Annotated in this window: 12 protein-coding genes; 6 read left to right on the top strand and 6 right to left on the bottom strand. The window is 67.3% G+C overall.

All coding sequences use genetic code 11. From position 1 onward, the window contains the following. From clpX to JWN21_RS00950, 5 genes are all read left to right on the top strand, one after another. On the top strand, window positions 1-1,046 hold a 1,046-nt coding region (clpX, locus tag JWN21_RS00970; RefSeq protein ID WP_299645524.1), incomplete at its 5' end, for an ATP-dependent Clp protease ATP-binding subunit ClpX. After that, the gene (locus tag JWN21_RS00965; RefSeq protein ID WP_299645523.1) at window positions 1,043-1,564 is read left to right on the top strand and encodes a CPBP family glutamic-type intramembrane protease; all 522 of its coding nucleotides are present in this window, start codon (window positions 1,043-1,045) and stop codon (window positions 1,562-1,564) included. The genes clpX and JWN21_RS00965, both read left to right, overlap by 4 nt. 491 nt (window positions 1,565-2,055) lie before the next feature. Continuing rightward, a complete protein-coding gene (locus JWN21_RS00960; RefSeq protein WP_299645522.1) occupies window positions 2,056-2,352 on the top strand; it encodes a hypothetical protein in 297 nt (98 codons plus the stop codon). A gap of 117 nt (window positions 2,353-2,469) precedes the next feature. Continuing rightward, window positions 2,470-2,838, top strand: coding sequence for a DUF4440 domain-containing protein (locus JWN21_RS00955; RefSeq protein ID WP_299645521.1), 369 nt, complete (start codon window positions 2,470-2,472; stop codon window positions 2,836-2,838). 90 nt (window positions 2,839-2,928) lie between these two features. Continuing rightward, window positions 2,929-4,398: a hypothetical protein gene (locus tag JWN21_RS00950; protein ID WP_299645520.1), complete on the top strand. Its 1,470-nt coding sequence runs from the start codon at window positions 2,929-2,931 to the stop codon at window positions 4,396-4,398. On the opposite strand, the gene JWN21_RS00945 is transcribed toward JWN21_RS00950, so the two are convergent. Further along, a complete protein-coding gene (locus JWN21_RS00945; RefSeq protein WP_299645519.1) occupies window positions 4,395-6,041 on the bottom strand; it encodes a glycosyltransferase family 39 protein in 1,647 nt (548 codons plus the stop codon). The two genes, JWN21_RS00950 and JWN21_RS00945, sit on opposite strands and share 4 nt — an antisense overlap. 125 nt (window positions 6,042-6,166) lie before the next feature. Here JWN21_RS00945 and rfbG point away from each other — a divergent pair, with 125 nt between their 5' ends. Next, window positions 6,167-7,228, top strand: coding sequence for a CDP-glucose 4,6-dehydratase (rfbG, locus tag JWN21_RS00940; protein ID WP_299645518.1), 1,062 nt, complete (start codon window positions 6,167-6,169; stop codon window positions 7,226-7,228). A 2-nt stretch (window positions 7,229-7,230) separates the two neighbouring features. Here the strand turns inward: rfbG and JWN21_RS00935 are convergent, their stop codons facing one another. Genes JWN21_RS00935 through JWN21_RS00915 form a run of 5 tightly spaced genes read right to left on the bottom strand, consistent with a single transcriptional unit; the run spans window position 7,231 to window position 12,770 of the window. Continuing rightward, window positions 7,231-8,139: a methyltransferase domain-containing protein gene (locus JWN21_RS00935; RefSeq protein WP_299645517.1), complete on the bottom strand. Its 909-nt coding sequence runs from the start codon at window positions 8,137-8,139 to the stop codon at window positions 7,231-7,233. Continuing rightward, window positions 8,139-8,582, bottom strand: coding sequence for a GtrA family protein (locus JWN21_RS00930; protein ID WP_299645516.1), 444 nt, complete (start codon window positions 8,580-8,582; stop codon window positions 8,139-8,141). Before JWN21_RS00930 ends, JWN21_RS00935 begins: the two co-directional genes overlap by 1 nt. Continuing rightward, the gene (locus tag JWN21_RS00925; RefSeq protein WP_299645515.1) at window positions 8,579-10,399 is read right to left on the bottom strand and encodes a thiamine pyrophosphate-binding protein; all 1,821 of its coding nucleotides are present in this window, start codon (window positions 10,397-10,399) and stop codon (window positions 8,579-8,581) included. Before JWN21_RS00925 ends, JWN21_RS00930 begins: the two co-directional genes overlap by 4 nt. Next, window positions 10,396-11,385, bottom strand: a complete 990-nt coding sequence (locus tag JWN21_RS00920) for an NAD(P)-dependent oxidoreductase (protein ID WP_299645514.1) — start codon at window positions 11,383-11,385, stop codon at window positions 10,396-10,398. The genes JWN21_RS00925 and JWN21_RS00920 overlap by 4 nt, the downstream gene beginning before the upstream one ends. A gap of 59 nt (window positions 11,386-11,444) precedes the next feature. Then, window positions 11,445-12,770 carry a hypothetical protein gene (locus JWN21_RS00915; protein WP_299645513.1) on the bottom strand — a complete coding sequence of 442 codons (1,326 nt, stop codon included), beginning with the start codon at window positions 12,768-12,770 and terminating at the stop codon, window positions 11,445-11,447. Window positions 12,771-12,812 lie beyond the last annotated feature (42 nt).

The raw sequence follows: 12,812 nt of genomic DNA, 5'->3' as shown, positions 1-12,812 counted from the left end.
TCGACGATTATGTGATCGGCCAGATGCACGCCAAGCGCGTGCTCTCGGTCGCGGTGCACAACCATTACAAGCGGCTCAACCACGGCTCCAAGGGTGCCGATGTCGAGCTCGCCAAGTCGAACATCCTGCTGCTCGGGCCGACCGGTTGCGGCAAGACACTACTTGCCCAGACCCTGGCTCGGATCCTCGACGTGCCGTTCACGATGGCCGACGCGACGACCCTGACCGAGGCCGGCTATGTCGGCGAGGATGTCGAGAACATCATCCTCAAGCTGCTCCAGGCCTCCGACTACAACGTCGAGCGGGCGCGGCGCGGGATCGTCTATATCGACGAGATCGACAAGATCAGCCGCAAGGCGGAAAACCCCTCGATCACGCGCGACGTGTCGGGCGAGGGCGTGCAGCAGGCGCTGCTCAAGCTGATGGAGGGCACCACCGCGTCGGTGCCGCCGCAGGGCGGGCGCAAGCATCCGCAGCAGGAGTTCCTGCAGGTCGACACGACGAACATCCTGTTCATTTGCGGCGGCGCGTTCTCCGGCCTCGAGAAGATCATTGGCGACCGGTTGCAGGGCAAGTCGATCGGCTTTGGCGCCTATGTCGCCAGCCCGGAGGAGCGCCGCACGGGCGAGATCCTGCGTTCGACCGAGCCGGAGGATCTGCTGAAGTTCGGGCTGATCCCCGAATTCGTCGGCCGTCTGCCGGTGATCGCGACGCTGGAAGACCTCGACATCGACGCGCTGGTCAAGATCCTGAAGCAGCCCAAGAACGCGCTGGTGAAGCAATACCAGAAGCTGTTCGAGATGGAGGAGGTGGAGCTGGGCTTCACCGACGACGCGCTGGTCGCGGTCGCGAAGAAGGGCATCGAGCGCAAGACGGGCGCGCGTGGTCTGCGGTCGATTCTGGAGAGCGTGCTGCTCGACACGATGTTCGAGCTGCCGGGCATGGACGGCGTCGACGAGGTGATGATCGACAAGGACGTGATCGAGGGCCGCAAGGAGCCGATCCGCGTCTATGCCGAGAAGAAGAAGGCCGACAGCGCGGCGTGACCCTTCGCGCCCGGGCCGGGTGGCCGGGCGGGCGGCCGCGTGCGCTCGCCTTTTTGCCGCGCTTCCTGTTCGCCGACACCGGGCCGGTGTGGCGATATGTCCTGTTCGCGTGGCCGGTGGTGGCGCTGCCTGCGCTGGCGCTCGCCTGGCTGGCGTCGCGGCTCGCGTCCGGGCTGGCCGGGCCGGACCTTGGCGGCGGGCCGCAGTGGATGGTGTTCGCGGGCGTGGTGTTGTTCAGCCCGATCGTGGAAACGCTGATGATGAGCGGTCCCGTCGCGCTGATCGACCGCTGGCGCGGGCCGCTGGTTGCGGTCGTCGGCAGCGCGTTGCTGTGGGGCGTGCTTCACTCGCTGCTCGCGGCGCGCTGGGGGCTGGTGGTCTGGTGGCCGTTCCTGATCTTCTCGATCGCGTATCTGACCTGGCGACCGCGCGGCTACTGGCCGGCGATCGGCGTTGCGGCGGCGATCCACGTCCTCAATAACGCGGCACCGATCCTGGCGCTGCTGGTGCTGAACTGACGCATGCCGCGATCGTGCCGGGCGGCGGCATCGCCGGGCCGGCGAGCGCGATCGCGCTGCGGGAGGCGGGCTACCGTGTCACCATTCATGAGCAGGCGAGCGCGATCGAGCCGGTGGGTGCGGCGAGCCGCTGATGGGACCATGGCCGGTCGGACCGCCGCGACATGGGGAACGCGCCTACCTGCCGACACGGGCGCTGGTGCAGCGGGCGTTGACCGCGCGGTGGGCGAGCGACATCGGTCTTGATCGTCGCGCTCTGAGCGTGGAGGATATGGGCGAGCGCGTTCGCGTCACGTTCGAGCGCGATCACCTCTAAGCCGATCTGGTCGTCGCCGCCGACGGCATCTGGTCCTCGACCGGGACAGCGGTGACCGGCAAAGTGCCACGATCGCGCCACTATGGCGGAGTGCTGGCGCTGTCCGGCCCGGTGGTTACGATCCCGCTCGCCGGAGCAGCGACGGAAATATTGGGGTTCGCACGAGCGGTTCGGCGTGTTCGATCTGGGCCGGCGCCGCCGCTACTGGTTCCACATGGCGGACGAGCCGCTGCCGATGCTCGATCGCGAGGCCTTGCTCGCCAAGGCCGAGAGTGGATGGCCGGCGTCGGTTGCGGTTGCGATCGCCGCCACCCCGGCGGACCGGCTGATCGCGGTCAGCATCGCCGCGCGCGCGGTGCCGCGCCGGCTTGCGACCGGCCGCGTGATCTGCGTCGTCGGTCGTGGGAAGGCGGGCTGGCCGTCCACGGTCCGGCCATCGTGCAGCGGCTCGCCCGAACGGCAATGCGGCTGACGCCCAACTCGCTGTAGCGGCGCAGGGTGGACGGCTTCTATCGGTTGCCGGAATACTGACCGGGAACGATCGTCCTGCCCCGCCATTGTCCCGATCGACAGCTGAAGGGTCAAGTGAATGGACGACGACCGGATCTGGCGGTTCGAGGAACAGCTGTGGCTGGGCGACGCGGACACCTATCGGACGCTGATCGACGACGAGTGCGTCATGGTGCTGCCGTCCGACCCGCACGTGCTGACCGCGAAGCAGGCGATCGAGGCGGTGGCGCATACGCCGCGCTGGGCGTCCGTCACGTTCACGGATTGCAAGGTTCAGCGCCCCGTCGACGGGCTGATCGTGATCGCGTACCAGGCGGATGCCGCGCGCGATGGCAGCGAGGGCTACAAGGCGTTCTGCACCACCACCATCCGCCGCCGCGCCCATGAGGACTGGCTGGTGGTCCAGCACTCGCAGCTCCCGCCCCCCAAGGCTGGTGGACCAGCCTAGCGTCGCGGTCCGGGCGGCCCGTTAACCATTCGGCAGCGACCGGCGGCGTACCGCGGGCGCATGGTCTCGCACGCCGTCGCCTCGCCGCCCATGTTCGATCAGGCCGTGCGGCGCATGTGGCGACCCGGGTTGCTCGGCATTGCGCTGGTGCTCGGGATGCTCGGGCGGCTGACCTATGGCCGCGACATGCCCCTGTGGTTCGACGAGACGTTCACCGGTGCGATTGCCGGACAGGACAGCGTCGCCGGGCTCTGGCGCTGGCTGCGCACCGAACTGACCGGGCCGTTCTTCTATGGGACGTACTGGCTGTGGGCGCGGGTCGCGGGGGTCTCGACGGAGGCGCTGCGACTGCCGGGACTGATCTTCACGCTGGTCGCGCCGCTGGTCGTGTTGCGCTGGGGTCATCGCGATCCGACGATGCGACTACTCTGGGCGGCGGTGCTGTTGTTGTGGCTGCCGATGCCGGTGTTCGCCGCAGACGCGCGCCCCTATGCGCTGCTCGTGCTGTTGGGCACGGTCCAGGTGTCGGCCTTTTGCACGGTGATGCGTGCGCCGATGCGGCGGCATGCCCTGTGGTGGGCGCTGCCGACCCTGGCGATGGGGCTGACGCACTACCTCGCGCTGGTTCCGGGTCTGGTGCAGGGGCTGCTGCTGCTGGCGGTTCATCGCGGCGTGGCGCTGCGCCTGTGGCCGGCGACCCTGCCGTTCGCGCTGCTGGCGGGGTGGATGGCGCTGCATCTCTCCTTCGTGGTCCAGCTCGGGGGTGGCGTCGTGGCGATGTCCACCAGGATGGGAGCGTGGGACCTTGCGCGCATGCCGGCGCTGATCGTCGGCGACCACGCCATCGCTCTGCTGCTGGCCCTGGCGCTGGGCTGGGTGCTGGTTCTCCAGCTGCACGTGCGGGGCGTCCAGCGCGACTGGCGGCCTTCGGCGGAAGGGTGGGCGGGCATCGCCGGCGTGGTCGCCTTCGTCACGATGTTCGTGGTCGCCACCGTCGTGCCGGGCATGTCGGTGCGCTATTTCATTCCCGTGCTTCCGGCGATGATCTTCGGCCTCGCCTGGTGGCTGCGCACGGCGCTCCGCCGGGCCGGGATCGCCGTTGCGGCCTTTTTCGCGGTCATGATCGTCGCCAGCATCGGATTGGCGGTCTCGGGGCTGCGCGACCGATCCCTCGACCAGCGCCATGCATTCGGGCTCGACCTGCCCAGCCGATGGCTGGCGGAGCGCCCACCGGCGCGCGTGCTGTTCTTCTGGGCGGACCCGACGGCGGTGCTGGCGAGCGAGTTCAAAGGCAACATGGCCGAGGTGGGAGGATTCTTCCTGCGCCGTGCGGGTGCGCGGACGCGGGTCGACGTGATGCAGGTTCCCGTCGGCCGCGACGCCGCCGCAGCGGTCAGCGCGCGGGCGGCATCGACGCCCGACACCGCGATCCTGTGGATCGGCAACGCGCCGAGCGCCGATCCGCATCGTCAGACCGCGCCGCTGTTCAGCGACCGGGCATGGGAATGCCGCGACTTCGGTGCCGGGCGTGCCGTGTCGGTCGCGTGTCGACGCCGCTAACGATCCTGGCGCGGAAGGCGGACCACTCTGACCACCGGGCCACCGATCCGGCCGGGATCCGGGCGAAACGTCGCCGCCAGCGTGCCGCCCGCGATCAGTCGGCGATAGCCGGCAAGCTCGTCGGGATAACGCGCCGCTTCGGCGACATAGCGGTCCCAGTTGGCGATGATCAGCCAATCCGCACGGCAGGTGTCGAGCAGCGCGGGCGCGACGTTGCTCAGGTTCATCACCGCGCGGGCACCCTTCATCTTGCCGACCTTGGAGATGCGGATCTGACCCGTCAGATTGGCGCGCACGTCGACGCACCCATCGTCGCCGGCGGGGTAGACGAAGCGCCACGGCTGAGACAGCACGTCGAAGGCGAGGTACTCGATCGCGACGCTGCTGCCGGGTGCGATCCGCGTGCGCGCCCAATCCGTGGCTAGCCGCCGGGTGTCGGTCGCGCGCTCCGCCGCCTGCGCGTGTCCGGTCCGGGCGAGCGGCAGTACGACGGCGATGCTCAGCACGGCGGCGGCAAGGATCAACCCGCGCTGGCCTGCCCGCGCCTTGGCCAGCCCAGCCACCGCGACGATCGCCACGGCGAGCGCGATGGTGAGGAGGGGTAGCAGCGGCACCGCCCAGCGCTCCCAGATCAGTCCCTGCGCGGAGATGCTGACGAAGACCGCGGCCGCCGTCGTGCCGACCACCGCGCCGAAGATCGGACTACGTCGCGCCCCGAGCCAGCAACCGACCGCCGCCAGGGCCAGCCCAGCGACGCCGAGCGCGAGACGCAGCGGCTCGGTCACGTACCAGGCCATGTTGAAGAACAGCCCACCACCCGTCGCGCCGAGGTGAAGCGGGCGCTTTTCGGCGGAGAGGTTGTCCAGCACCGTTGTCACGTCGATGAACAGATAAGGCGAGGCGACGAACAGTCCCACCAGGGCGGCGATGCCGAACCAGAATAATCCACGCACGATCTGTCCGCGCTCGGTCGGTACATTCACCCATCGCAACCCGGCCGCGCCGACAACGCTGATCGCCGCCGCGCCCGCCGGCCATTTGGTCGCGACCGCAAAACCGAGCGCCACGCCTGCCAGGACGTAATGGCGTCGCTTGCCATGCGTCGCGAGCGCGGTGGCGGCGAGCAGGACCAGCAGCATGAACACCGTCGCGTGCATGTCGGTGCGGATGATCTGCGAATAGCGGATGTGGATGGGATCGATCGCCAGCAACGCGGCCGCGAGCAGGCCCACCCGCGCGTCGAACAGCCGCCGCCCGAGCACGAACGTCAGCGCGATAGTGGCCAGGCCGCAGAACAGGATGAACCACCGGCCGGGCAGAAACACGATCGTCGGGTCGGTGTAGATCGCGCGCCCGAACGCGGCGGTGTCCGCCAGCGTGCCCGTCACATAATGGTGCCAGGCGAACACGATGATATCGACCAGCGCGAGCGCGTAGATGGTCTGGGTGCCCGGATGCCCGAACCAGCTTGGATTGAGCGTGCCGTCGCGCAGCAGCTTCAGGCCCGGCAGGACGAAGATCGGCTCGTCGGGATCGTACAGCGCCGGCAGCCCGAAATCGAGCCCACGCAGGCGTAGCAGCAAGGCCAGAAGAAGGACGCCGCCCAGCACGAAGCCGGTTCGGGAAAGCCGAAATCCCTGCATGATGTTCCAGCCGCTCCCTCGTGCGAGGCTGTAGGAAGGCAGGCACGATGTGACAACCGCGTCCGCTTGACAGGTCGGCGACCGGCGGCGACGACCGCTCACCGGCGAGGCTGCGGAGAACATCGGTGCACAATGCTTGGCGCGGCCGTCGCGTCTTCCTGACCGGGCACACCGGGTTCAAGGGCGCTTGGCTGGCGCTGTGGCTGCATCAGCTTGGCGCCGAGGTGACCGGGTTCGCGCTGCCGCCTCCGACGGAACCCAGTCTGTTCGATCGGGCACGGATCGGCGAATTGCTCGATCATGTGATCGGCGACATTCGCGACCTGGACGCGGTGACGCACGCCATGCGCGCCGCGCGACCGGAGGTGGTGTTCCACCTTGCCGCGCAGCCGCTGGTGCGCCTGTCCTACGACCAGCCGGTCGAAACCTATGCCACCAACGTCATGGGCACGGTCCATGTGCTGGAGGCGGCGCGGCAGGTCGGCGGGGTGGAGGCGGTGGTCTGCATCACCACCGACAAATGCTACGAGAACCGCGAATGGGTGTGGCCGTATCGCGAGACCGACCCGATGGGCGGCTATGACCCGTATTCGAGCAGCAAGGGCGCAGCCGAGCTGGTGATCGCCGCGTATCGCCGCTCCTACTGCGAAGCGGCGGGCATCGGCCTGGCTTCCGTGCGCGCGGGCAACGTCATCGGCGGTGGCGATTGGGCCGTCGATCGGCTGGTGCCGGATCTGGTGCGCGCGTTCGAGGCAGGGCAGGCGCCGACGATCCGATCGCCCGATGCCGTGCGACCGTGGCAGCATGTGCTGGAGGCGCTGGGCGGCTATCTGCTCATCGCCGAGCGGCTGTTGAAGGGCGAGCGCGCCTTTGCCGACGCGTGGAATTTCGGCCCCGCCGATGAGGATGCACGGCCGGTCGGCTGGATCGTGGAGCGGATGCGCGCCGCGTGGGGCGACGACGCGGCTCCACCCGCGCCGTGGACCGGAGCGGTCCCGCACGAGGCCGGGCTGCTCAAGCTGGACACCTCCAGGGCGCGCAGCCTGCTCGGCTGGCGTCCCGCCCTGCCGCTAGGCGAGGCGCTTGGCTGGATCGTCGATTGGCATCGACGCACCGCGGCAGGCGACGATGCGCGAACGGTGACGGTGGAGCAGATCGCGGCGTACCGGGCGAGGGCCGGTCTGTAGGATCAAGGCGCGGCGACGGTGATCATGTTGCCCAGCCGCAGCCCGATCGACGCCTTGGGCAGCGGAACCCGGTCGATCTTCAGCCCGACCGTATACGCCGCCTGGCGGGCCATGAACTCGATCGGAAAGTAGTTCTTGCTGCGGCCTACCTCGACCGAACCGAAGCCGGCGCGCTTCGCGAGCCCGGTGATGGATTTCGGGTTGTACAGTTCGGGGTGCTGCAGGCAGAAGGGCGGCCACTTCTCGCCCATCACCCGGCGCAGCAGCGACGCTTCGTTATGGGTCACGATCATCAGCCGACCATCCGGCTTGAGCTTGGCGCGAACCGCAGCGAGCGCGGCCAGCGGGTCGAGCAGGTGGTCGAGGACGTGCACCATCACCGCCAGCCCCACCGAGCCGTCCGGCACGGGTGACAGATCGTCGAGGTCGGTGAGAATGGCATGCGGCTTGCCCTCGCACGCCCCGGCGAGTTCGTCGTGAACCAGGCGGTTCGGCTCGACGAGCCAGAACTTGTCGAACGCACCCTCGCGCGCCGCATGGCGCACGATCCAGCCGATGTCGGGCCCCAGCTCCAGATACCCGCCCGAGAGGTTGGCCTCCTTCGCCACCGCATCGAAATAGCCGCGCTGGGTCGCTGCCAGGGCCGGGGTGGGGACCAGGTCCATGTTGGGCGCCATGGCCGAGTACAGATCCTCCAGCTGGTCCCGATCGAAGAAGCTGGGCGCGAACAGCAGGCCGCACTGCGTGCAGCGGTCGTAGGAGAAGAACACCTTCTCCTTGAACAGGCCGCTCCAGTACGGGCGCAGCTCGTCCAGCGACATGCGTTCCGCGCGGCGCGTGCTGTGCATCTCCTCGCGCGGCGCGTCGGCACCGCAGGAGGGGCAGGAGCGGGTCAGAAAGTCGGCGGCCATCAGGTCTCTCGTGTGCGGAAGGTGAGGCGGCTATGCCAGAAATAGCTGGCCCCCATCAAAACGATGGCGAAGCCGAACTGTGCCACGACCGGGTCGAGGCTGAGGCCGCGGACCAGCAGCGGCAGGGCGAGCCAGTTCAGGGCATAGTTGATGAGGTAGAAGGAGGAGAACAGCCCGATCTCCCGCCCGACGCGCGCGCCGCCGCCGGTGCGGAACACCGCGATCTTGTACGACAGATAGGCGAAGCACAGGCTGACCAGCTGCGCGATCCCAAGCCCGACCATATAGTGCTCGTGAAGCCACGCGGAGCTCCACAACAGCGCCGGATAGATCGCCAGCCCGAACGCTGTATTGGCCGCGCCGGCGACGACGAACCGCAAGGGCCGGTCGTGCTTGGTGGCGAGTGCGCGGGCGCGCTGCAACAAGGCGGTGGCGGCGCTCACCCTTCCTCGAGCAAGTCGATCAGCATGTTCTCGCGCAGCACGTCGCGCGGCAGGAACGGCGACAGATCCTCCAGTGCCGGCGAGGTGATGCGGCCATCGGGATGCTGCTTCGCGCTCAGCTTGGGGGCGAAGACGACGTTCTCGTCGATCATGATCTCGCACATCGCGGGACCCGGTGCGGCCAAGGTATCGCGGATACCTCTCGCCAGATCGTCGTGCCGCGCCACGTTGGTATAGGTGAACCCGAACGCCCCGGCGAGCTTCGCGAACTCCGGGAAGGTGACGTTGCTCTTTGGCCCGCCGCCGACCTCGACGCCGTTGAAGAAATTGCGATGGGTCTGGAAGATGGAAACATAGCCGTTGTTGTTGAGCAGGAACACCTTCACCGGAATGCCATAGCCGGCGATCGTCTGCATCTCCTGGAGGTTCATCATGATGCTGCCGTCGCCGGCGATGCAGACGACGCGCTTGTCCATGCCCCGCGCGGCGGCGATTCCGATTGACGCGGGCAGATCATATCCCATCGTCGCGCAGCCGGAGTTGGTCCACAACCGCTGCCCCTGCTTCAGGTTGGCGGTCTGGAAGCTGACCACGCAGGCGCTGCCGTTGCCGGTGACGACCACATCGTCGGCGTCCAGCTCCTCGAAGAGTGCTTCCATCGCCACATAGGGATGGCAGAGCTGATTGTGCTGGTATTCGGGCAGCACCACGGGAAAACGGCGCCCGCGCTCCTTGCCCCATTCGAGCCATTCGCGTTGCTCGGTGGTCGGGCCGTCATAGGGTTGATCGCGAAGGGCGGGGATTAGGTCCTTCAGGTCCGCGACGACGGGCATGTCGGGGGTGACGGTCGGCTTCTGCAGCTCCAGCGGATCGATATCGACCCAGATCTTGTACGCCTCGCGCGCGAAGCTGGTCCAGTTGTAGCTGACCTGGCGGATGTTGAGACGGCTGCCCAGCACCAGCAACAGGTCCGCGCTCTGCGTCACCATGTTGCCCGCGCGATCGCCGATGCTACCCGGACGGCCGCAATAGAGGGGATGATCGTTCCAGATCACGTCATGGGCGTTCCAGCCGGTGACGACGGGCACGCCCAGCTTCTCGACCAGCGCGATGAAGTCGGCATGCGCGCCGGACAGGCGCACGCCGCCGCCCGCGAACACCACCGGGCGCTTCGCCTCGCGCAGCTTGGCGATGATCGCCTGCGCAGCGGCGAGCAGGTCCGTCGCCTTCCACGGCTCGTCCAGCTCGGCTGGGTCGAAGCCCGGCAGCAGGTCGTCGGGGTCGATCTGCGCCGCCTGAACGTCGAGCGGGATGTCGAGCCAGCACGGTCCCGGCCGCCCGGTCGTGGCGAGATGGATCGCCTTTTCCAGATGGTAGCGGATCGATCGCGGGTCGGTGACCATGGTCACATATTTGGTGATCGGCTTGACGATCGGCTCGATGTCGAGCTCCTGATCGCCATATTGGCGCAACGGCAGGCCGGTGTGGCGCACCGTCGTCTCGATCTTCACCTGGCCCGAGATCACCAGCATGCCGATCGAGTCGACGAACGCGCCGTAGACGCCGGTGATCGCATTGGTGCCGCCGGGGCCGGAGGTGACGTTGACCACGGCCAGCCGGTTGGTGAGGCGGTAATAGGCTTCCGCCGCCATCGCCAACGCCTGTTCGTGGTGACAAAAGGTGGTCTTCAGGCGCGGGTCGGTGCCCAGCGAATGGTTCAGGTGCATCGCCCCGCCCCCGGTCAGCATGAACACGTCGCGGACGCCGTGGGCGACGAGCTGCTCGGCGACCCAGTGCGACAGCTTGATCTTGGTCATCGTTTCCATCCGTGAGAGGCCGCGGTCCGCCGGATCGCTTCGGCCAGATCGACGGTTTGCGCCACCCCTAGTTCACTGCGGATCAACGCGGTGGAGGGGACATAGCGGCCCGGATTCCAGCCGGGATCCGGCTTGCCGAGGATTTCGGAACCCGCATTGCCCAGCGTCAAAGCGGTCAGCCGCGCAAGGTCGGCGATCGACACCGCCTCCTGCGAGCCGACATTGTACACCGCCCCCGGCGCCGCGCGGAGCAGGATCGCCCACAGCCAGACGGTCAGGTCGGCGGCGTAGAGGTAAGACCGCACCGCCGTGCCCGCGCCCTCGACCCGCACCGTTCGACCGGCGAGCGCGTCGCGGATGAAGTTGCCGGCTGCGAAGTGGATGTCGAGGCTGAGCAGTGGCCCGAGCAACGCGAAGATCCGCGCGGTAACGACCTCGAGCCCCTGCGCCTTGGCGTAGATCGCGCACAGCAGTTCGGCGGCGCGCTTGGCCTCGGCATAGGTGTTGCGCGTCTCGCGGGGGTCGGGGCCGCCCAGCCAGTCCTCGCCGACATGCGTCACATCCCACGGTTGCGCGCCGTACACCGCGCCCGATGAGAAGAAGAAGAAGCGTTGCGCGCCGCTAGCGACCGCGAAGTCCAGCGCGCGCCTGGTGCCGGTGACGACCGTGTCGAACATGCGGGTAGGGTGGTTGAGGTTAAGGTCGGCGCTGGCGTCGGTCGCCGCGTGGAGGACGTGGGTAAAACGATCGGCCGTCGGCTCGAGGGTCATGACGTCGCCGGCGACGAAGCGGAAGGCCGGGTGCGCCGCGAGGTGCGGGGCCTTGGCAGCAAACGCAGCAGGGTCGCGGGTGAGGATCGTCACCTTGATGTCGAGCGACAGCCGCCGGTCGGCGTCGAGCAGCGCTTCCAACATCCAGCGCCCGATGAAGCCGGTGCCGCCGGTGACGAACAGCCGCGCACCCCGCAGCCGAGGCCAGTCCGCCATCAACGCGTCCGAGACGGAGGCGACGTCTTCCTCGAAGATAGAAACAGCGCCGATCATGCTCATGCAAGTGTCGGTGCTGCCGTGCCCGGCCGAGGGGCGGGGGCATCGGCTGGCGCGGACTCGAGCATGCCCGGCCGACCACGCAGGCCGAAGCAGGGTCGTTCGCGGCGGGCGACGCGATGCACGTCGATCAACGTGTCGATCGCCAGCACCCAGAGGCTGATGGCGATCAGACCCGGCCGGATCAGCGACCCGACCGGCAAGGTATATTCGCTGAGCACCGTCCGGCCACTTAGCCACGATTCCCGCTCGAAGTCATAGATCTTCGCCAGCGTGAAATCGCCCGGAAAGTTGATGAGATAGCAGCAGATGATCGCGGTGATGACGGCAAAGTTCGACTTGCGTTCCATGAACACGATGAACACGATCAGGGAGATGGAATAGCCGCCCGGATTTTGGCCGATGAAGGACTGCATCAAGAAGAAGAAGACAAGACGGTTCATCGATACCGCGCGGGGATAGAGCCACGCCAGACCCAGACAGAGTAGGGCGATACCGCGGGTCAACGGGTAATAGGCCTGTATGAACGCCTTGCCGATCGCGACGTAGCGTTCATCGATATAATCGCGGACTGGGTATTGCCCCTCATCCAGCACCAGAAACGGGCGATAGGTCGTCGTGTACAACAGCTCGTCCCAGATCGCTCCGATTCGAACGCTGAACCAGTTCTGAAGGTTCGCATAAATCTCGATCGGCGTGCCCTCGCCGACGATGAACAGGGTGATCAGATAAAGCGCAATGGTGGCGATACCGCACAGTTCCAGCAGCCGCCATTGTCGTTTGATGCCGATCGCGAGCAGTGGCAGGATCATGTAGATCTTCATGTTCGCCATGAAGGCGGCAGCGAACGCGACACCGCGGTTCGTGCGCATCAACCCGCCGTACAGGAGCACGAACGGGATATAGGTCAGCATGACCAGGTTGCCGCGTTCGAGTGCGAACAGCAGAGGCTGACCAGCCGCGATCGCCACGCTACGATAGATCGCCGTCGTCCGATCGTGCCGCCACAACGCCACTGCGGAGACCACCACGCATCCGACATACATGGCGACAATGGCGACGTAGCCGATCCAGTCACAGTCCCGCGCATCATACTGCGCCGATTCGTAGCAGGCCGAATTGCCGATCGTTCCCGTGATGACAAAGGATAGCGGAAGGTAGATCGTGCGCCAGAACGAATAGGCGGCACCGTGATGCGCCCAGTACGCGGTGTGGAACCAGTCCATGAACGTGTCGCCGACGTCAAAGACGAATGGCGGACCCAGGTAGCCATTGCTGTTGTACAGCATGTACACGCGCAACAACCCCAGCAGGACCAGGATCATGCCGACACATTCGAGCAGCTGTAATGCGCGGCGTCTGCGGAC

This window comes from Sphingomonas bacterium, assembly GCF_028292945.1.
Classification (GTDB): Bacteria; Pseudomonadota; Alphaproteobacteria; order Sphingomonadales; family Sphingomonadaceae; genus Sphingomonas.
Note: the sequence above shows the minus strand (reverse complement) of the source record. Positions and strands in the feature narration are given on the sequence as shown.